General features: G+C 70.9%; 18 protein-coding genes and 1 pseudogene. 13 read left to right on the top strand and 6 right to left on the bottom strand.

The features are described 5' to 3' along the window. Positions 1–231 precede the first annotated feature (231 nt). Entirely contained in the window at positions 232–1,080 is an 849-nt protein-coding gene (locus ACZ6KO_RS05060; RefSeq protein ID WP_469300084.1) for a 2OG-Fe(II) oxygenase, read from the top strand. A gap of 1,399 nt (positions 1,081–2,479) precedes the next feature. Next, a complete protein-coding gene (locus tag ACZ6KO_RS05055) occupies positions 2,480–3,208 on the top strand; it encodes a DUF1775 domain-containing protein (RefSeq protein WP_469300081.1) in 729 nt (242 codons plus the stop codon). 26 nt (positions 3,209–3,234) lie between these two features. On the opposite strand, the gene ACZ6KO_RS05050 is transcribed toward ACZ6KO_RS05055, so the two are convergent. Further along, positions 3,235–5,169, bottom strand: coding sequence for a copper resistance CopC/CopD family protein (locus ACZ6KO_RS05050; protein WP_469300078.1), 1,935 nt, complete (start codon positions 5,167–5,169; stop codon positions 3,235–3,237). Positions 5,170–5,858: 689 nt separating this feature from the next. On the opposite strand from ACZ6KO_RS05050, the gene ACZ6KO_RS05045 reads away from it, so the two are divergent. From ACZ6KO_RS05045 to ACZ6KO_RS05035, 3 genes are all read left to right on the top strand, one after another. Next, on the top strand, positions 5,859–7,418 hold the full coding sequence (locus ACZ6KO_RS05045) for an alanine/glycine:cation symporter family protein (protein ID WP_469300076.1): 1,560 nt from the start codon (positions 5,859–5,861) through the stop codon (positions 7,416–7,418). Positions 7,419–7,550: 132 nt separating this feature from the next. Beyond that, positions 7,551–8,867, top strand: a complete 1,317-nt coding sequence (gene nhaA / locus ACZ6KO_RS05040) for a Na+/H+ antiporter NhaA (RefSeq protein ID WP_469300072.1) — start codon at positions 7,551–7,553, stop codon at positions 8,865–8,867. A gap of 18 nt (positions 8,868–8,885) precedes the next feature. Next, positions 8,886–9,149 carry a hypothetical protein gene (locus tag ACZ6KO_RS05035; protein ID WP_469300069.1) on the top strand — a complete coding sequence of 88 codons (264 nt, stop codon included), beginning with the start codon at positions 8,886–8,888 and terminating at the stop codon, positions 9,147–9,149. Between the two features lie 9 nt (positions 9,150–9,158). Here the strand turns inward: ACZ6KO_RS05035 and ACZ6KO_RS05030 are convergent, their stop codons facing one another. Continuing rightward, the gene (locus ACZ6KO_RS05030; protein WP_469300066.1) at positions 9,159–9,902 is read right to left on the bottom strand and encodes a PucR family transcriptional regulator; all 744 of its coding nucleotides are present in this window, start codon (positions 9,900–9,902) and stop codon (positions 9,159–9,161) included. A 284-nt stretch (positions 9,903–10,186) separates the two neighbouring features. Between ACZ6KO_RS05030 and ACZ6KO_RS05025 the strand changes: the two genes are divergently transcribed. Next, on the top strand, positions 10,187–11,485 hold the full coding sequence (locus tag ACZ6KO_RS05025; RefSeq protein WP_469300064.1) for an ArsB/NhaD family transporter: 1,299 nt from the start codon (positions 10,187–10,189) through the stop codon (positions 11,483–11,485). A 51-nt stretch (positions 11,486–11,536) separates the two neighbouring features. Here the strand turns inward: ACZ6KO_RS05025 and ACZ6KO_RS05020 are convergent, their stop codons facing one another. Further along, positions 11,537–11,998 carry a CBS domain-containing protein gene (locus ACZ6KO_RS05020; protein WP_469300059.1) on the bottom strand — a complete coding sequence of 154 codons (462 nt, stop codon included), beginning with the start codon at positions 11,996–11,998 and terminating at the stop codon, positions 11,537–11,539. Positions 11,999–12,120: 122 nt separating this feature from the next. Here ACZ6KO_RS05020 and ACZ6KO_RS05015 point away from each other — a divergent pair. The 3 genes and pseudogenes from ACZ6KO_RS05015 to ACZ6KO_RS05005 all read left to right on the top strand — a co-directional run. Further along, a pseudogene (locus ACZ6KO_RS05015) lies at positions 12,121–12,397 on the top strand (hypothetical protein); the annotation flags it as partial. A gap of 352 nt (positions 12,398–12,749) precedes the next feature. Then, positions 12,750–13,631, top strand: a complete 882-nt coding sequence (locus ACZ6KO_RS05010; RefSeq protein WP_469300056.1) for a GNAT family N-acetyltransferase — start codon at positions 12,750–12,752, stop codon at positions 13,629–13,631. A 136-nt stretch (positions 13,632–13,767) separates the two neighbouring features. Beyond that, positions 13,768–14,166 carry a VOC family protein gene (locus tag ACZ6KO_RS05005; RefSeq protein WP_469300054.1) on the top strand — a complete coding sequence of 133 codons (399 nt, stop codon included), beginning with the start codon at positions 13,768–13,770 and terminating at the stop codon, positions 14,164–14,166. Here ACZ6KO_RS05005 and ACZ6KO_RS05000 read toward each other — a convergent pair. After that, positions 14,100–14,723 carry a helix-turn-helix domain-containing protein gene (locus tag ACZ6KO_RS05000; RefSeq protein WP_469300052.1) on the bottom strand — a complete coding sequence of 208 codons (624 nt, stop codon included), beginning with the start codon at positions 14,721–14,723 and terminating at the stop codon, positions 14,100–14,102. The genes ACZ6KO_RS05005 and ACZ6KO_RS05000 overlap by 67 nt on opposite strands. Positions 14,724–14,822: 99 nt before the next feature. On the opposite strand from ACZ6KO_RS05000, the gene ACZ6KO_RS04995 reads away from it, so the two are divergent. Together ACZ6KO_RS04995 and ACZ6KO_RS04990 are read left to right on the top strand one after the other, a co-directional pair. Next, positions 14,823–15,467, top strand: coding sequence for a DUF1707 SHOCT-like domain-containing protein (locus tag ACZ6KO_RS04995; RefSeq protein ID WP_469300050.1), 645 nt, complete (start codon positions 14,823–14,825; stop codon positions 15,465–15,467). 43 nt (positions 15,468–15,510) lie between these two features. Next, complete coding sequence (locus ACZ6KO_RS04990; protein ID WP_469300047.1) at positions 15,511–16,284, top strand: alpha/beta fold hydrolase; 774 nt, start codon at positions 15,511–15,513, stop codon at positions 16,282–16,284. Positions 16,285–16,538: 254 nt separating this feature from the next. Here the strand turns inward: ACZ6KO_RS04990 and ACZ6KO_RS04985 are convergent, their stop codons facing one another. Next, entirely contained in the window at positions 16,539–17,138 is a 600-nt protein-coding gene (locus ACZ6KO_RS04985) for a pyridoxamine 5'-phosphate oxidase family protein (protein WP_469300045.1), read from the bottom strand. 35 nt (positions 17,139–17,173) lie between these two features. Then, positions 17,174–18,439, bottom strand: coding sequence for a globin domain-containing protein (locus tag ACZ6KO_RS04980; protein WP_469300043.1), 1,266 nt, complete (start codon positions 18,437–18,439; stop codon positions 17,174–17,176). A gap of 621 nt (positions 18,440–19,060) precedes the next feature. Between ACZ6KO_RS04980 and ACZ6KO_RS04975 the strand changes: the two genes are divergently transcribed. Continuing rightward, positions 19,061–19,300: a hypothetical protein gene (locus ACZ6KO_RS04975; RefSeq protein WP_469300041.1), complete on the top strand. Its 240-nt coding sequence runs from the start codon at positions 19,061–19,063 to the stop codon at positions 19,298–19,300. 99 nt (positions 19,301–19,399) lie between these two features. After that, on the top strand, positions 19,400–20,206 hold the full coding sequence (locus ACZ6KO_RS04970; RefSeq protein WP_469300039.1) for a hypothetical protein: 807 nt from the start codon (positions 19,400–19,402) through the stop codon (positions 20,204–20,206). Positions 20,207–20,232 lie beyond the last annotated feature (26 nt).

Raw genomic sequence — 20,232 nt, 5'->3', positions numbered from 1 at the left:
AACGGGGCCCGGCCCTGCCTACCGGCCGGCGAGATCGCCCCGCATCGCGAGAAACCTGTTTGTACGCGCGGGAGTTGAAAACCAGCGGTCGGAGGCGACTCATCAGCGCCGGGTCCCACGGTCCGCCCCTGCTCCGTCAGCGGCGAAGCCGGGACGCGTACTGACGTGCACCCCATGCGCCCCTCGACCGCCCCTTCGACGACGTCGGCTCTGCGCGTACGGTTCCGGCCCATGAGCGGACACACGACCGACCCGCACACGCCGACGGAAATGGGCGCCGGGGCCTTGCCTCCCTCCGACCAGTGGTCGCCGGCCCCCGTGATACCCGTGCCGATCTGCCGCTTCGAGAGCTTCCTCGGCGCGCCGCGCGCCGACGCCCTCCTGGCCTACGCGATTTCCCGAGAGGCCGACTTCAAGGCGGGGACCGTCATGGACCCCTTCACAGGACAGGCCTCCCGCAAAGGCCGCAAGTCCCTCGTCCTGCCCGTGGTCAGTTCCGTGTTCAGCGGACACGTCGCCGACTGCCTGCCGCTCGTGCAGGACGTCCTCGCCCATCGGGCCACGCTCACACAGTCGTTGACGGTCCTGACGGCGCACGGCGAGGGGGGCCACTACGGCATCCACACCGATGCCTCACGGGTCCGCGACGTCAGCACCGCCCTCTCCGCCGTCTACTACCTCCACCGCAAGCCCCGTGGCTTCGACGGCGGCCAGCTCAGGCTGTACGACACGCTGCTGCGCGACGGCGAAGCCGCGCCGGCCGAGTCCTACCGCACGATCGAGCCCGAGCACGACACCCTCGTCGTCTTCCCGGCGAGCGCCTTCCACGAAGTCGTCCCCTCGACATGCCCCACCGGAGAGTTCGCCGATCACCGGTTCACGCTCACGACGTGGATCAGCGGCGCGGACTCCACGGCGACCACGACGGAGCCCCTGTCCGGGATCGGCCGGTGGATGGCCCGTGCAGCCGAGGGCACCCGGCCACTCGCCGACGTCATGCCCGATCACGACGGCGGCACCCCGGTCGGACTTCCGGCGCCCTCGCCCGCCACCCGCCTGCGCTTCCCCACACCCTCGTGACACCGTGAACGCGGCCGCCGCGGCCGGCACGCCGACCGTGAGCTGGCCCTGCGCGACCACTGGGACAAGAACCCCGACGAGGCGTGGACCCTCGATCTGGGGCACACCCGGTACTGAGCGCACCGCCCCTGCCCCACCGCCATGCCAGCGGTGGGGCAGAGGTGCGTCTACCCCTGGCTCAGGGGGTGAGGCGGTTCGGCCCACCCTTCCCCCCGGCAGCGACATCGCCCGCGTCACGGCCGCCATGACCGCCAGGGCCAGCTTCGCGTACTGACTTCCCCGTCCCCGCCAGGACCACCCAGTGGCGGCCGCCGGGCCGCGGGCGCTCGCCCGCGGCCTCGGCAGTGCGGCGTCGAGGTGGTGCCAGGGTCACGGCGACACGAAAGCGGTCCCGGACCAAGATCCGGACAATTTCCGGACCAGACCCCGCCGAGGAGCCGCACCCACTCTCGTTTCCGCTCGCGCTCTGGGCGACGAACGTGGCGGTCATGCCCACCAGGGCCACGAGGAGCCCACCCCACCTCAGACCGACGCCCGCCTCCGCCACGCGCTGAGCGACCTGAGTTCCGCGGTGCTGGCGGTCGAAGCGGACAGGACCTGCGCGACCGCGGACGCGGACGACTGCTGCGACTGAACGTCGCAATCAGCGCGTCACGACGGCGTCGAGCCTTCCCGCTTCGGCCTCCTCGACGAGCGAACCGAACTGGTCGGCGCTCATCTCGAGGGCATGCCCATTCGGCAGGACGACGAACAACTGCTCCTCAATTGACAGTTGGGGCTCGTGGGCAGCGGTGACCGGTGGATGATGAGCCGGACATGACCGGAGCCCGTGCAGGGATGCGCTCGCCTCCGCAGCCCGAGCGGCCGAGCGGACGGTGGCCGCGGGCTGCCGTGTTCGTTCTGCTCAGCTCGGTGCTGGCGGCAGGTGCCGCTCAACTCGTCCTGCACCGAGCCCTGTCGGTACGGCAGCCGGGCCACCACGGACATGACGGGGCCCACGGCACCGTGACGCACCTCGTGCCCACGGGACACCACAGCACGTGGTTGCTGACGGCTGCCCACGCTGCGGCCGCCGGTGTCATGGCTCTGCTCATGTACCGCGCGGACCGGGCGCTCAGCCACCTCCCGGAGACGCTGGGCCGCTGGGCCCACGAAGCTGTGACGACCGCCGCTGCGGCGTTCGGTGTCCTCTGCCGGTCACAGCTCCGGCCATACCCTCGAACCCGGCCCCTGCCGCTCGACGGTCGTACCCCACGGCCGCTGCTGAGCACGATGCTCCATGACACGGTGGTCCGCCGGGGCCCTCCTGTCCGGTGTGCAGAAGACGTTCCCCTGATCCCGGCGGGCTGAACGGTCACACCGTGCGGCCCGCTCCACGTACCGAGAGGGTTCCTTCACCATGCACACGTCGCACCAGCACCTCCCGCTCCGCCGCCTCGGCCTCGCCGCCGTCGGCTCGGCGGTGCTCCTGGGCCTCGCGGCCGGACCGGCGGCCGCGCACGCCGAGGTCTCCGCCTCCGACCCGCGCGCCCTCGCCGAGAACGTCACCCTGTCCTTCACCTCCGAGGCGGAGTCGGACACCGGGGGCATCAAGGAGCTGCGCGTGGTCCTCCCCGAGGGGATCGCTCCGGACGCCGTGGCCCTCAAGGAGGCGCCCGAGGACTGGAAGCTGACCGTCACTCCCGACGGGTACAGCGTCGGCGGCGCGGCGCTGGCGACCGGCACGGACGCCGCATACAGCATCACCGTACGCCAGCTGCCGGACGCGAAGTCCCTGGCGTTCAAGACGCTGGAGACCTACAGCGACGGCAAGGTCTCCCGGTGGATCGAGACACCGACGGACGGCCAGAAGGTCGACAACCCCGCCCCGGTCCTCAAGCTGCAACCCGCCGCGCCCGGCGCCAAGCCGATCGCCCCGAGCACGTCGCCCACACCGACCCCGAGCGCCCCGTCCGCCCAGCCGTCCTCCCCCGCTCCGTCCGTGCCAGTCGCATCCCCGGACGCGGCGAAGGCGAGTGCGGCGGATTCGGGGAGCAGCACCGGCGTCATCGTGGCAGTGATCGCGGCCGTCGTCGTGCTCGGCGGTGCGGCCGCCTTCTGGTGGGCACGCCGCAGCCGCCAGGCCTGAACCGTACGGTCGGGGCGGCCGGTGGACTACTGTGCCGGTCGCCTCGGCACCGGAGCGATGTCGACGCTCCCGCGAACGGTGACCTGATCGATCTCGCTCGTACGCACCGTGATGTTCAAGGTCCACTCGCCGGGCATGGGCAGCTGCAGGTCGTAGACGGCCCAGAACCCCTTCTGATTCTTGAGCCTGGCGTCGATCGGCCCGATGCCCAGAGCCTCCTGGGTGAGGGTCAACCGGAGTTCGGGCACGGTGGCGAGACCGCCGTCCGCGCTGAACACCACGGCCTCGACGGTGTTCTCCCCAACCCGTCCCGGTGCCAGAGTGACCTGCACATTGCCCTGGTGACCGGCCTTCCCCATGTCGAACGGCACGGTGGCCACCTTGGCCTGCGGCTCCTGCGCCGCCGCTGCCACCGCCGCCGCGATCTCGCCCGCGGCACGGCTGGGCTGGGTGCCGGTCAGCAAGGTGGAGACGGCCAGGACCACGACGCCGAGTACGGCCTCGACGGCGACCGTCCGGCGCAGCCTGCGCCGATGTACGTCGACGTCGACCTCGGCCACCGGCGACCGGGCGTCGCCGTGCGCCTCGCCCCCATCAGGCCCATCAGGCACGCCGCCCGAGGCTGCCGCCGGGGCTGCCGATGCGCCAACGGTCGCCCTCACCCGCTCGGGCTCGGACTCGGACACGGTGCGCGTCTCGACGGCCGGAGCGGCCTCGTCGAGGAGACGGGCGGTCCAGCGGCGCGAGAGCGACGCCGCCCACAGCACGAGGACCACGACGGCGACCTTCACCACGAGGGTCTTCCCGTACGACGTGGTGGTCAGCGCCTCCCAGGAGCCGACCTGCCGCCACGACTGGTACACCCCGGTACCGACCAGCACGGCAACGGCGGCGAATGCCATGGTGGAGAAGCGGCCGACGACGGCCGCCGGCACCGGACCGCCGCCGGATCCCGCACTCCGAAGGACGATCACCAGGGTGATCAGGCCGCCCAGCCAGACCCCCATGGCCAGCAGGTGCAGCACGGCGACAGGCATGGCGAGCGGCACCTGGATGCCGGCGGAGGCGTGCTCGGCGGCAGCCCAGGTGAACGCCAAAGCCACGGTGAGCGCCACCCCGGTCCAGCGGACACCCCTTCCGAGGCCGCGCGGTTCGCCTCCGTCGCCTCCGCTCCGCAGCCGGACGGCACACCACTTGAGCAGCCCGGCAGCTGCCGCCAGGAGCACCAGCCGGACGATCAACGCAAGCCCGGGCCGCCCGACGGCGGTTCGACCGAGCTGTGACAGGTCGAACACCGAGGCCAGGCCACCGGCCGTCTCGTACGGGCCGCGCAGCATCAAAAGCGCCACGGTCGACACCACCAGCACGATCCACCCCACGGCCAGCACCCTGCGCACCCGGCGCAGCACACCCGCGCCGGGCCGGCACACTGCGACGAACGCGGCAGCGCCGACGAGGAGCGCGAGCCCGCTGTAGGCGACGTAGCGAAGGAATGCGTACAGGCGGCCGACCGCCGATTCGTCCAGCGAACCGTCCGGCACCACTGCGGCAGTATCGGACGGCTTGCCGATCGAGAAGACGAACGCGCCCGAGATGGGGTGGCCGTCGGCGGAAACGACCCGCCAGGCCACCGTGTAGGTGCCCTCGGACAGCTTGTCCGACAACTGCACCCGTGCCGTGTTGCCCTTGCCGTCCGCGTGCTGCGCCGGGGCGGGATTGACCCGCTGGTTCTCCGGGGACAGCACACGCACCGAATCCTCGGAGAAGGTCACGGACTCGGTGAAGGTGAGCGTGACCTGCCGCGGCGCCTCCTTCAGGACGCTGCTGTCGGCGGGATCCGAACCACCGAGGCTCGCGTGCGCGGAAGCCGGGCCCGCCCCGCCGGCGAGCAGGGCGAATACGGCGGCGAGCAGCGCCAGTACGGTCAGCGGAGTCCGGGCGGAAGACGGTACTGGGCGCATGGGCAGGCAGCCTCCGAGGTTGCGTCAGCGGCGGCAGACAGTGCGCGCACGGAGATCTGGACGATAGTGGCGCCGGCGCACGCCCGGCCTTTGTTGAGCAACTTCCGCTAAAGAGCACCGCGGAAGGCCTCAGCGCGGGCAGGCTGGCCACGTGGATGCGCGACGGGCCCCACGGCGCCCAGGCCGTCGCCACCGCCACCCAGTGCCGCAGCACCGAGTCCTCCGTCGGCGCCGGGTCCGAGACCGTCACCCAGCCGCGCACCGAGATCGCTCCCCATGGGCCGGGGAGCTCGCCTCCGAGTGCGCGGCGAGGCGGAGACCCACGCGCGTTCGCTCAGCGGAACCTCAGATCCGGATAACGATCGGATCACCGAACCAGGAGAAATGCCGCAAACGATCAGCTCATATGATCCGCATCACTAAAGACGGCGTAAAGAACGTGCTAGGAATACGCAACTCCGCTCCGGCCCACCCCTCGCCGGAGGTAAGGAACGGCGGCCGTCACCAGGCCGCGGCACCACCTGCAGTGCTTGCTCCACCTGCACGACCAATGTGCGCCTGCCCACAGTCCGAGTTCGCGGACCGGCGGCGCTACGGGTCGCCGATCGGACAACGGCGTTCGCTCACAGCCCGCCTTCTCACACCGGCCCACCGCACGGGACCGGTCTGCGCCATCGAGGTTTTGCCACATGTCACTCGACTCCTTCACCGACTCCGTCGACAAGGCTGTCAGCGGATTCTTCGAGCCCATCGCCAAGTGGCTCGGGGAGGTCGTCTTCTACTCCGTGCCGGTCAACGGCACCCAGCTCCCGCTGATCGTCGCCTGGCTGGTCGTCGCGGGTCTGGTCTTCTCCGCCTGGTTCGGACTGATCCAGATACGCAAGTTCCCGCTCGCGCTCAAGGTGGTCCGCGGAAAGTACGACGAGAAGGGGTCGGCCGGTGAGGTCAACCACTTCCAGGCGCTGACCGCGGCCGTCTCCGGCACCGTCGGTCTCGGCAACATCGCCGGTGTGGCGGTGGCCGTGTCCATCGGTGGTCCCGGTGCCACGTTCTGGATGATCCTGTGCGGTCTTCTGGGCATGGCGACGAAGTTCGTCGAGGTGACGCTCGGCGTGAAGTACCGCGAGGTGCACGCCGACGGTTCCGTCTCCGGCGGCCCGATGCACTACCTGCCCAAGGGCCTCGCCGAGCGCTTCGGCGCCCGCGGCAAGACCCTCGGCAAGGTCCTGGCCATCCTGGCCTCCGCCTTCGTGCTCTTCTTCGGCCTCTTCGGCGGCAACCTCTTCCAGGTGAACCAGTCCTACGCCCAGCTGGTCTCCGTCACCGGCGGTGAGAGCGGCCTGATCGGCGGCTCGGGTGGCGCTCTGTTCTTCGGCATCCTGGTCGCCGCGCTCGTCGGCGTCGTCCTGCTCGGCGGTATCCGCTCCATCGCCACCGTCACCGGCGCGCTCGTCCCGGCCATGGCCGGCATCTACATCGTCGGCTGCCTGGTGGTCATCGCCGTCAACGCCTCCGCGATCCCGTCCGCGATCTCCACGATCATCGAGGGCGCGTTCAACCCGCAGGGCGTCGCGGGCGGTGTCCTCGGCGCGCTGATCATCGGCTTCAAGCGGGCCGCGTTCTCCAACGAGGCCGGTCTCGGCTCCGCCCCGATCGCGCACTCCGCGGTCAAGACCAAGCACCCCGCCAGCGAGGGCCTGGTCGCCCTGCTGGAGCCGTTCATCGACACGGTCATCATCTGCACCATGACCGCGCTGACGATCGTCATCGCCAACCCGGCCAGCTGGGGCGAGGCCCGCAAGGGCGAGTCCATCGGCGGCGTGACCATCACCTCCGACGCCTTCGCGACCGTCCTGCCCTGGTTCCCCTACATCCTGACCATCGCGGTCATGCTGTTCGCCATCTCCACGGTGCTGACCTGGGGCTACTACTGCATGAAGGCCTGGACCCACCTGTTCGGCCGCAGCAAGGCCAGCGAGCTGACCTTCAAGGTCACCTACACCCTGTTCGCGGTCGGCGGCTCGCTGCTGACCCTGCAGACCCTGATCGACATGGCCGACGCGGTGCTCTTCATGCTCGCCGTCATCAACATCATCGGCCTCTACCTGCTCGCCCCCGTCGTCAAGCGCGAGCTGAACTCCTTCCTCGACTTCGTCCGCCGCCGCGACGCCGGCCTCGACACGGACGCTGATGGGGACGCCGACGGGAACGACACCACCGACCAGGAGCCGGTGAAGACCACCGTCTGACCGTGCCCCCGCGGCCCGGCTCCTGAGGGGGTCCGTGCACACCTCGCGCCTTGGTGTGCACGGACCCCCTCGCCATCGTTCCGGCCGGCCGTGGGCGTCCTTCTCCTGCCGACTTTCCCAGAGGTACCCCTCATGACGGCCACGCCGCCCTCCCCGCGCCCCACCTTCCTCGGACTCCCTCCCTGGCGCGAGCGCCGGGCCATCGCCCAAGCCCTCCGCACCGAGACCATCGGCGGCCTGGTCCTGCTGGCCGCCGCCGTCGTCGCCCTGGTCTGGGCGAACAGCCCGTGGAACGGGGCGTACGAGCGGATACGCGACTTCCACTTCGGGATTCCCGCGCTCGGGCTGGACCTGTCGGTCGGGCACTGGACCGCGGACGGGCTGCTGGCGGTCTTCTTCCTCGTCGCCGGCATCGAGCTCAAGCGCGAACTCGTCGTCGGTGAACTCCGCACCCCCGCCACAGCGGCGCTGCCCGTGATCGCCGCGGTCTGCGGCATGGCCGTACCCGCCGCCCTCTCCGCCGCCACCGCGGCCGCCGGCGGGGGCGCCACCGACGGCTGGGCCGTTCCCATGGCCACCGACATCGCCTTCGCGCTGGCCGTGCTCGCCGTGATCTCCACCCACCTGCCCGCCGCGCTCCGGGCCTTCTTGCTCACCCTTGCCGTCGTGGACGACCTCGGCGGCATCCTGATCATCGCTGTCTTCTTCGCCGACGACCTGAACCTCTGGGCCCTGGGCGCCGCCTTCGCCGGGCTGGTCCTCTTCTACGTCCTGCAGCGCCTGCGCGTGCGCGGCTGGTGGTGGTACGTGCCGCTGGGCATCGCTGTCTGGGCGCTCATGTACAACAGCGGCATCCATGCCACCGTCGCCGGCGTCGCCATGGGCCTGATCCTGCGCACCACCCGCGACACGGGCGAGGAAGCCTCGCCGGGCGCCCGTGTCTCGCACCTGGTGCACCCCTTCTCCGCCGGCATCGCGGTCCCGCTCTTCGCCCTGTTCGCGGCCGGTGTCAGCGTTTCGGGCCCGGCGCTGGCGGAGGTGTTCACCAGGCCAGAGCCGCTCGGCGTCCTGATCGGGCTGGTTCTCGGCAAGATCCTCGGTGTCTTCGGCGGCACCTACCTGGCCGTCCGCTTCACCCGGGCCCGGCTCAACCCCGACCTTGAGTGGGCAGACGTCCTCGGCATCTCGGTGCTGGCCGGGATCGGCTTCACCGTGGCCCTCCTGATCGGCGAACTGTCCTTCGCCGGTACGGACGCCGCAGAGCAGATCAAGGCGGCCGTGCTCGTCGCCTCCGTCACCGCGGCCGGGCTCGCCGCCCTCCTGCTGCGCCGCCGGAACACCGTCTACCGTCGTCTGTACGACGAGGAGAACCTCGACGCCGACGGCGACGGCATCCCCGACGTCCACCAGCGCGCCTCCGTCGCGGAGGCCGCGCCGGCCCGGCACTGACGCGGAGAGGACAATACGGTGGCGATCACTTTCCTCTGCATCGCCGTCGTCATGGCGGCCCTGGTGATCAGAACGGCAGTGGCCGAGATCCGCGAGCCGGGAAGCGGGCGGCGTCAGTGGGCCTTCCTGACCGACCGGCGTGCCATGGCCACCGGAGCCTCGGTCGGCCTGGCGCTCGGGGTGCTGGGCTGGGCCGCCGCCGGGCCCGTCGCAGCCGCGTGGGCGGTACTCGCGGGCCTGCTGGTCGCCTTCGTCACCGGCTCCGGGGATGCCGACGCCTGACGCCGTATGTCAGGACGGCTTGGCGGGCCAGCCCAGCAGGCGGGCGCCGATGACGGCGGTCTGGAGGGTGTAGCGGTGCCGTGGGTCGGCGGGGTCGGCCCGGGCGAGGGTGTGGATGCGCTCCAGGCGGTACGTCAGCGCACGCACGCTCAGCGAGAGCCGGCGGGCCGCGTCGGTGGCGACGCAGCCGCTGTCGAAGTAGGCGGTGAGCGTGTCGATGAGGGGTTGTGCGCCGCCGCGGGCCTGCTGGAGCGGGCCGAGGACGCTCTCCACCAGGTCGGCCATGGCCTGGCGGTCCCGTGTGAGGACCGGGTAGACGAGGAGGTCGGCCGCGTGCAGCACCGGGCCTTCGAGCTCCATCCGCTCGGCGAGGTCGAGTGCGTTCAGGGCCTCGTCGTAGGAGTGGACCACGCCTCCGGGGCCGGAATGCGCCCGGCCGATGGCGCCCCTGCCGCCGCCGGTGGCCGCGTACGCCTGCTCGTAGCCCTCGGCGAACGCGTCGACAGACTGCTCGACGGCCGCCAGCAGGTGCCCGACCGCACGTGCCGGAAGCCCGGGCTGAAGCTCCCGGGCGGCTCTGAGATGGGCCCGCACCAGGCCTCGGAGCCCCACTCCCGACTCCGCCGCCCGCTCGCCTTCGGCCCGCCGGACGTCGAGTTCGTCCCGGGTGAGCCGGCGACCCGTGGCGCACGTGTCCAGCAACGTCTCGGCGTACCCCGCCAGGTGCGCCTCGACCGCTCGCTGCTCTGCCATGCCACCCCCGATCCCGACACGCGCCCGTTGACGTGTCCTTGACGCGGACCAAGAGTGACACGCGCCATGCGGCGGCCCGTCATCGCTCCGGCGAAGGCGGGGGCTGCCAGGTGGGTGGCGCTGCGGCTGCGGGTGAGGGCGTCGGGGTGGGCAACATCCGGACCCCCCGAATGCCCGCCAGGAACGTGTCAACATCCCGTAAAGAGCCAGTAAGGTGCCCAGCGGTGTGCCGGGAAGCCTGGTCGGCGAATGCGCGACGACCCTCTTTGCTGATCGGGAGAATCGTGAACGACTGGCAGAGCTGGGCGGCGGTCGCCGTCTTCGCCGGCGCCTACGCTCTGATCATCACCGAGAAGGTCCACCGGGTGGCGGCAGCCCTCGGCGGGGCCGGTCTGATGCTGGCCATCGGGGCCACCGACGACAAGGCCGCCTTCTACTCCGAGCACAGCGGCATCGACTGGAACGTCATCTTCCTGCTGCTCGGCATGATGACGATCGTCGGGGTGCTGAAACGGACCGGCATGTTCGAATACCTCGCCATCTGGTCCGTGAAAAGGGCGAAGGCCCGACCCTTCCGGGTGATGGCCATGCTGATCGTCATCACGGCGGCGGCCTCCGCCCTGCTGGACAACGTCACCACCGTGCTCCTGATCGCCCCGGTGACCCTGCTGGTCTGCGAACGGCTGGCGCTGCCGGTGGCGCCGTTCCTGATCGCGGAGGTCCTGGCCTCCAACATCGGCGGTACGGCGACCCTCGTCGGCGATCCGCCGAACATCATCATCGCCAGCCGGGCCGGCCTCACCTTCAACGACTTCCTCGTCCACCTCGCTCCGCTGTCCGCGCTGCTGGTACTGGTCCTCGTCGCGCTGTGCCGCTGGCTGTTCCGGAAGTCCTTCGTGTACGACGAGGCCCGCGCCGCCGAGATCATGGAGTTGCAGGAGCGCGAGGCCATCGCCGATCCCCGGCTGCTCGTCCAGGGCCTCATCGTCCTCGCCCTGGTCGTCGCCGGATTCGTGCTGCATCCGGTGCTGCACTACGAGCCCAGCGTGGTGGCACTCCTCGGCGCCGGTCTGCTGGTCGCCGTGTCCAGCGCGGAGACCGGGAAGGTACTCGAGGAGGTCGAGTGGCCCACCCTTGCCTTCTTCGCCGGCCTGTTCGTCATGATCGGCGGGCTCATCGAGACCGGTGTCATCGGTGAGGTGTCACAGGCCCTCGCCGGCGCCGTCGGCGGCAACGAACTGGGCGGCACCATGCTCCTGCTCGGTGGCTCCGCCGCGCTGTCGGGCGTCATCGACAACATCCCGTACGTGGCCACGACGGCGCCCGTCATCAGTGATCTCGTCGCCGCGGCGGGCGGGTCCGGGGACCACGTGCTGTGGTGGGCCCTCGCCATCGGCGCCGGCCTCGGCGGCAACGCCACCGCCATCGGTGCCTCCGCCAACGTCGTCGTCCTGGGCATCGCCGAACGCAACCGGACCCCCATCACCTTCTGGCATTTCACCAGGTACGGCCTCGTGGTCACCGCCGTCACCGTGCTGATCGCTGCCGGATACGTCTGGCTGCGCTATTTCGCCCTGGCCTGACCCGTTCGCCCGTCGTACGCGCAACCCGAGGGAGGCGGGCAGCACCGCCCGTCAGGACACGGCGCCCAGCAACCGGTCGAGCAGATGTGCCGCGGTGATCACTCCGTACAGCCGAGTTCCTCCCTGGTCCCGCTCCGCCACGGCGATCAGCGGGCTGCGGACCCTGGCCATCAGCGCCGCCACCTCCAGCGCCGTGGCGTCAGGTGCGACGACCGGCGGCGGCTCCGACTGCTCCGGCAGGCAGTCGCCGACGCTACGGCCCTCCAGCGCCTCGCACAGCCGGTCGGCGTGCCGCTCGTCCACGACGGCCGCCAGCCTCTGATCCTCGATCACGTACTCCGGTACCAGCAGCTTGACCATCTGCGAGGCCGGCAGGATGGCATGCGGAGCACCGGAACGGTCCACGACCAGCAGCGCCGGCAGACGATGCCCGGCCATCAGCCGGGCGGCCTCCAGGGCATCGGTGTCCCGGCCGACCGTCTCGTACCCCACCGCAAGATCACGTGCCCGCACCAGTCCGCTCCTCGCCGTCCGGCAATCGTCGTGTGCCGGTCACAGCCTCCCCCGCCTCGCCGTCCGAGCCAATCCCGGCTCGCGGTCGTTCCCCGCCGAACCCGGCGCTCGGTCCGGATGAGATGACCGGCTTCACGGGGGCGATCGTGCTCGGGTCCACCGGACTCGGGCCGGGGGCGGCAACCGCCGCGGGGGCCTTGGCCGGTACGGGGGCCGGCTGAGCCGGGCCCTGATGGGCGACCGCAGCGGGGCCGCACCGCGCGGGGCCGAACTGGTCGGCTCGGCCGGGACCGTGGTCACCGCCATCCCCGCGGACGGCTACGGCGAGGTCCTGCTACGGCTGGCGGGACAGCCGTGAAGTACGCGGCCACCGCGGCCGGCCCGCTGGAGCGGGGCTCCTACAAGGTGGCCGGGCCCAGCGAGGCCTTCATCATCACCGGGCGGCGCGGCAAGCCTGGGCCTGGGCCTGGGCCTGGGCCTGGGCCGCCAACGACCGCAGCGGCACGGCCGAGTGGGCATACGAGGCAACCGTGCTGGTCGCGGCCATCGACGAGTGGCTGTGACCGCACGTTCGCACCGGTCTTTCGTTAACTCTTTGCCGAGGAACCGATGGGCCGGCTAAGTTCTCCCAGCCGTCCGGTGTTGTCCGGGACCGGCGCTGTCGACGAGGAGGTGTGGAGCACATGCGCAGGAGCGTCCAGGTGTTGAGTCCGCGTACTGACCTTTGCCACTTCCTCACGACGGAGACACCTTGTCGTCTCGCATCACCCCGCTGACCGATCCCGTTCACGGCCCGAACAGCCGACGTCTTGCATGGTTGGCGTCCGACGCCGATTCCATCCCCACCGGAACCGCCTTTCTGCGCCTGTTCAACAGCCCCGAACAGGAGCACCTGGCCGAACTGACCCTCCAGGTCCATCCGGCGGAGCGACGCCGGCACGTCGGCTCGCAGCTCCTCGACGCCGCCGTGGCCGCCGCCCGGGACGACGCCCGCAGCTGCGTCATCGCGCAGGCCGAGGCCGGATCGCCGGGCGACCACTTCCTGCCAGCGCACGGCTTCCGGAAGGTCCTCACGCTGAGGTTCTCCCGCTTGCCGCTGGCCGACGCGGACACCAGCGCCCTCGCCCGCATCATCGAGCGCCCGCACCCCGGCTACCGGCTGACGTCATGGCAGGGAACCGTGCCGGACGACCTCGCCGAGACGTTCGCCGCCTCACGTCGCGCCATGGACGACATGCCCATGGACGACACCGACTACGGCATCGTCGCCTGGGACGTGGACCGGGTCCGGGCCGCGGCGAAGGCCGTCGAACGGCGCGGCGACCACCTGCACACCGTCGCCGCCGTCGACACCTCCGACGACTCGATCGCCGGCTTCACCGAGCTGGTCGTCCCCGGCAACGGGACAGGTGACGCCCAGCACTACGGCACCGGCGTGCTGCCCGAGCACCGCGGACACGGCCTTGGCCGATGGATGAAGGCCGAGTCGATCCGACACGCCCACGGGCGCTACCCGGACCTCGGTGGCCTCCTGACGGACATCGCCGACAGCAACACGCACATGAGACAGATCAACGACAGTCTCGGCTACTCGCCCACGCACACGACACACCAGTACCAACTCGACCTCTAGCAGCGGACGGACGGGCCGGACCTGGACATCACAACGTCCGGCCCGTCCATGCTTTCGAAAAGAGCGGTATGGGGTCGCGCAGGCGGCGTCCGATTCATTCAAGACCGCCACGGCATAACGTGTCTAGGCTGCCGACATGACTCCACGACTCGACATGATCGGCCTCGTCGTCTCCGATATGGCCGCCTCGCTCGCCTTCTACCGCCGGCTCGGCCTGGAGATCCCCGCCGAGGCCGACGGGCAGCCCCACGTCGAGGCCGCCCTGCCCGGCGGGATGCGGATCGGCTGGGACACGGAGGAGACCATGCGCTCCTTCGACCCGTCCTGGACCCCGCCCTCCGGCAGCGCGCGAGCCGGGCTGGCCTTCCTGTGCGACTCCCCTGCCGAGGTGGACGCGCTGTACGCCGAGCTGACCGCCGCGGGACACGCCGGGCACCTGAAGCCCTGGGACGCCTTCTGGGGCCAGCGCTACGCCGTGATCCGCGACCCGGACGGCTGCGAGGTCTCCCTCTTCGCCCCGTCGGAGCCCGTGTAGGCACTCAACGTGGTCCCGGCGAGCGCACGTACCTCGCGGGCGAGATGTGCCTGGTCGGCGTACCCAGCCCTGTACGCGATGTCGGCATGGCGCATCCCGGAGCGGGCCAGGGCCGGGGCGCGCCGCAGCCGCAGGATCCGGCCGAGCGTGCGGGGTCCGTACCCGAAGGCGTCGGGCGGCCCCGCGTCGGCGGCGCGGCGGGTGGCCAGCGCTTCGAGCCCCGCGCGCGGGTCCCCGTACCCGGCGACCAGCCCGGCGAGGCGCCTCACCTCCCGCCACGGCCACAGGTCGGCGAGCTCGACCCGCCGGTCCCGCACGGCCCGCGCCGGTACGCCGAGCAGCGCGGGCGCGGTTCCGGGCGGGAGCCGGATCCCGACGAACGCCCGGCCCGGGACCTCACCGGCGCGATGAGGCCCGGTGTCGGGCCCGGCGACGAGCAGCCGCCCGTCGACCCACAGCACGTCCATGCACCCGTCGGGCAGCACCGTCCCGCCGCCACCCGCGGCCCGCCACAACACGGCCCCGGGGACGGTGACCGAGGCTGTTTCCTCGTACACCGTGTGCGCCGACGACCCCGCGCGCCGTCCGGTTCACCGCTTCCGCAGCCTTCAGGCAGCCCGTTCCGCTCAGCCCGCTGGCTGCCTATCCTTGTGGCCATGACCGCCCAGCCTCCGGAGCCCTCTCCGCGCCCTGCTCCATCAGGAGAGCTCCGCGCTTCTCACAACGACCGGGAAGCAGTGGTGGAGCAACTGCGCGACGCGGCAGCCGAGGGGCGAATCGACCTCGATGAGCTGGATTCGCGCCTGGAGCAGGCGCTGAAATCCAAGACTCACGCCGAGTTGGCCCGCGTGACCGCCGACCTGCCCAGGCTGACCGCCGCTGAGAGCCAGCCTTCGCTGGTGCTCAAGGGCGGCATGTATGGCGCGTCGAGAGGCCCCGGGCGCTGGGAGGTTTCCGAGCACATCACCGCTCATGGAGGCGTGGGGGGTGTGAAGCTCGACTTCACCCGGGTCGAGTGCCGCCTCACCGAAGTCGCGGTGGAGGCGTACGGGGAGACGTCCGGTGTCACGATCGTCATCCCCGACGGCTGGGCCGCGGACACGAGCGGCATGGACCCCGGCCGCGGCGGGTTGAAGGACGAGACCACGCTCAACCGGCTCCCGGGAACTCCGCTGATCCGGCTCACCGGGTCCGGCGGCATGGGGGGAGTAGTCATCCGCCACCCCAACCGCCGTGAACGGCGCAACCTGCACAGCAACCCGCCGCAGGACCAGGCCATTTCCTGTGGATCACCTGGCTGAACACACATTGCACGAGCGGGTGGCCGTCCTCCAGGCTGGGAACATGCGGATCACCAGCAGTGACGGACTGACGATCGGGTTCGAGGCCGTGGGCCGTGGAGATCCCCTGGTGCTGCTGCACGGCTTCTTCGGAGACCGCACCACCTGGCACTCCGCCGGTCACGTCGGCGCTCTTGCCGATGCCTTTCGTCTCGTCCTGATCGACGCCCGCGGGCACGGCGACAGCGGAGCGCCCCACGACGCGGGCAGCTACGAAATCAGCCGTCAGGTCGACGACGTTCTCGCCGTGCTCGACGCGCTCGACATCGACCGGGCGGCCATGTGGGGAGCCTCGATGGGCGGCATTATCGGCCTGCATCTGCTCGCCGGCCACCCGGAGCGGCTGACCTCGCTCGTCGCGGGCGGCGCCCATGCCGGCCCGGTCAACGTCGAGCCGGCTGCCGCGGAGGAGGAAGCCGCGGTGTTCCGCACTGCGGGCACCGCACCGTTCATCGAGTCGCTGGAGCGTCAGGGGTCGCTCCCCGCATGGCTGCGCACCGTGATCCAAGCCGCCGACCCGAATGCCCTGGCGGCATTGACCCTCGCCCTGGACAACCGCGACAGCGTCCTGGACGCGCTTGCTACCTGCACCGTCCCGCTGCTCCTGCTCGCCGGAGATCGAGACCCTCAGCTTCCTGCGATTCAGCGGACAGCCGACCGAATTCGCAGCGCTACCCTGGCGGAACTGCCCGGCTGCGGGCATCTCGACACCTTCCTGCGAACGGATCTCACGTTGCCCGTGGTCCAGGCGTTCCTCACCGGCCAGAAGGCTCCCTGAGCTTCAAGCTTCGATGAGAGGTGGAGCTGCGCACGGAGACCGCCCGCGCCACCGCCCCGCTGCGCCTCCTGCTCGTCCTGACCGACCTCGAGGTCGGACGCTGACGGACGGCCTACTGCACAGACCACCGCCCGCCAGCAGAACGATCGCCCCGAGCCGGGCGGCTGCCGCCGCGGCCCAAGAGCGGCCGCTGGTTCCGCACGTACGACCGGGACGCCCCCGTTCCCACCCGCGGCCCCCGGCGGGGGCAGGCGTCACCGGTTCCCGGATCCGGTGAAGTAGTCCGTGTCCTTGGGGCGCGCGGAGTCGTGGCCGGACGGACGGGGAGCGGGTTCCAGGTGGGGTATGAACTTGGAGCAGTGGATGTATGCCTCTTCGACGCTCAGGTGGACCCAGATCTCGGGACCGCGCCCGGGCGCGGTCCCGGTGGGCAGGCCGGGGTGGCGGGAGCGCAGTCCCGCGTCGGTGTAGAGCCGGGCCACGCCGTTGACGTGGAGACCTATGCGGTGGTGGGTGAAGTCCACGAAGAGCATGCCCAGGTGGGGGTTCTCCGCCATGTTGCCGGCGCTGGCGAACACGCCGTTCCCGCGGAACTCGGGGTAGGCGAGCGTGCGGTCGTCGATGACGTGGACGAACCCCGGCGGCCCGGCGCGGAAGCTGGCGTCGCATTCTCCGTGGGCGTCGGCCGTGGCGAGGAAGACCATCGTCTGACGGCCGATGAACTCCCGCATCTCGGGCGTGAGGTACGGATGGACCTGCTTGCCGTAGAACCGGGCGGCGCGGTCGGCGGTGCCCAGCAGTTCCTGCAGCCGGTGTTCACCTGCCGATCCGAAGGGCGGCGGGGGCAGGGGCACGGGCGTTCTCCTGATGGGACGGGCGAGCGCTCGGCTCAGGGCATGGACAGGACGGGCGTCTCGAACGGGTCGTGATGGATACGGTCGGGCATGGTGCCGCCGAGCGTGAGCGTCTCCTTGGCGGAGACGACCATCGGTACGGGGCCGCTGAGATAGACGTCGTGCTGGTACCACGGCCCGTACTCGGCCAGAACCGCCGGCAGGGACCCCCGGATCCCGGGAATGTACTCGTGGGAGACCGCGCCCCTGATGGTCAGCCAGTGATGGCGCTGCGCCATCCGGAGCATGTCGTCCACCCCGTACAGCTCGGCGCCGGTGCGGGCACCGAGGAACAGGTCCACCTGATGGCGCCCGCCGCGACGGGCCACCTCTTCGACGAGTGCGCGGATCGGGGCGAGGCCGGTGCCGCCGGCCACGAAGATCAGGTCGTTGAAGACGGCGGCATCCAGCACCATGTCGCCCATCGGGGCTCCCAGGTGGACCACGTCGCCCACAGCCGCCCGGTGTACGAGGGCGCTGCTGACCGAGCCGCCGGGCACCGCGCGCACGTGAAAGGTGAGGCTGCCGTCCTCGCGGGGTGCGTTGGCAGGGGAGTAGTACCGCCAGTGCTTCGGCCACCACGGGGTCTCGATGCTCACGTACTGCCCGGCGGAGTACTCGTACGGCATGTGGGGACGCACGGTGATTTCGGCGATGCCGTGTCCGCGCGAGACCCGGTGCACGACCGTTGCCGGCCATACGGCGGGCCGTACCGCCTCGTCCTCCTCTGCCGCACTGATCATGACCTGGGCGACCGCGCCGTACGCCTTGGTCCACGCGGCGGCGATGTCCGCGGTCCACGCGGGGCCGGCGTAGCGGGCCAGGGAGGCGAGGAGGCATTCGCCCACGGCAGGGAAGTGCGCGGCGAGGGTGCCGAACTTGCGGTGATCGCGGCCGAGGTTTCCACAGAAGCGGACCAGGGCTCCGGGGTCGTCGACCAGGTCGACGATGCGCAGGAGTGCGCGCAGCAGGCGGCCTCGCTGGGCGTCCATCCCGGGCGGGAACATCGGACGGACCGCCGGATAGCGGGCAAACAGGATCGCGTAGAAGTAGACGGTCATTTCCGCGGCAAGCGGCTCGACCACGGACGCAGAGGCGCGGATGAGCGCTGCCTCGTGGGCCGACAGGGGCGCCTGCACCTCCACGGCCTCCGGCTCGACGGCGTGGACGGCCTGGTCGGCCTGGACGGCGGGAGCAGGCGCCGGGTCCTCCGGAAACGGGAGCGCGGACGTGCGGCCTGAGCGATTGCTCCGGAATCTCAACGGACCAGAGCTCCTCCATCCGATATGCGAGATGTCGGGGTGTCGAGCGTGGCGGTCATGAGTCCTCGTCGGGGGTCGGGAACGCCGAAACGGATCAAGTGGTTCCGGACGGTACATGACCGTGCGGGTGACTCAGAAGTAACCAAGAGGTACGACGGGCGCCCGGGTCCGCTGTGCCCGCGCACAGCGGAGAAGCGGCGGCGACGACCGCCAGGCCGCGCCGCGCACGCGGCGTGGCCGTCCGTTCCGGAACGTGACCTTCCGAAGATCTCCACATGGTGTGGGTGGGTTGGACGACCTCCCCTCACGGTTCCCCGGAATGCCGTTCGGAGGGCGTGCGCTTGGTGGCGGTTTGCCCGATTGTCTTCCCACGGCGTGCGACGTCGTCCGTATCTGTTACTTGATCACGCGGAGAGGTTGTCGCCATTCGGTGAATGAAGCTGCACGCTCGCCGTCCGACGTGAAGGCCGACCCGTGAAGGAGCGTCAACCCAATTGGCCCGGCCACCCGTTCGCATGCTTCTATCTGCGCACCGCGGCAGTCGAGGAATGCCGGCCCGGCTTCTGGGCCGTCGGGCGGCCGCGGCATTCGAACATTTCAATGAACGAAAGGTGCGCACCCATGCGTAACGACATTGAGACCCGTGAGATGGCCGACGCCGAGCTGGACGCCGTTTCCGGCGGCATCGTCAGCATCGGCGGAGGCCTCGCCGGCGCCGTGACCGGCGACGTCACCACCGTCCTGGGCACCGTGGGCTCCCTCGAGACCGTCCAGGCTGCGCGCGGTCTCGTCGCCAACGCCCCCGGCCTGGTCTCGGGTGTCACCGGCGTTTCGGTGAACACCGGTATCGCCGGTCTCTGAGCCGGATATGCCTTTGGCCCCGGAGCGTCCCCCACGGCTCCGGGGTTCTCGGCTGCCCGTGCGCCCCACCTCATTCGAATGCAGTTGAAGGAACAGTCCGTGCAGTTTCGCCAAAAGGCGCTTTCCAAGCTGCAATCGCCCGAAGAACTCGATGTGCCCGTACGCTTCGCGCGCCCACAAGGCCGGCTCGTACTGGCCGTCACGGTCATCGTCATGGCCGCCGCGAGCGTCTGGGCCCTCACCGGCACCGTGTCCGCCAAGCTGAGCGCACCCGGCATCCTCACCCATGCCGAGGGCAGTTACAGACTGCAGAGTCCGGTCGCGGGACAGGTCACCCAAGTCCTCGCCGATGAGGGCCAGCTCCTGCCCCCCGGGGCGCCGCTGCTCAACGTCCGTACGGACCAGGGCGACCGGCCCGTGCGCGCCGTGGCCGGCGGCCGGGTGACGACACTGGTCGCCAAGACGGGCTCGGTCATCACGACCGGCGCGGACGTGGCGACCATGGAACGCGTGCAGGACCCGGACGACCCGTTGGTGGCCGTACTGTACGTGCCCGCCGGCAGCGGCTCGGCGATCCCGGTCGGCGCCCGGGTCGACCTGACCGTCCAGTCCGTCCCCCGGCAGCGGTTCGGCGTGCTGCGCGGCCGCGTCAAAACGGTCGGCCGCGCCCCCCAGACCGAGGCTCAGATCAGCGGCTTCCTCGGGGACGGAAAGCTCGCCGGACAGTTCGCCCGGCCGGGCAACCCGGTCACGGTACTCGTACAGCTGGAACGTTCCTCCACCACCAGGTCGGGCTACAGGTGGTCCTCCACGGACGGACCCCCGTACGCCGTCGACTCCACGACCCTCGTCACCGGCGCCGTCCACCTCGCCCCGCAGCGCCCCGTCGAGTGGCTGCTGCCGTGACCGCGCCGCGCCGTCGCCGTCCGGAA

This window comes from Streptomyces sp. NPDC042102 (genome assembly GCF_055582305.1).
Note: the sequence above shows the minus strand (reverse complement) of the source record. Positions and strands in the feature narration are given on the sequence as shown.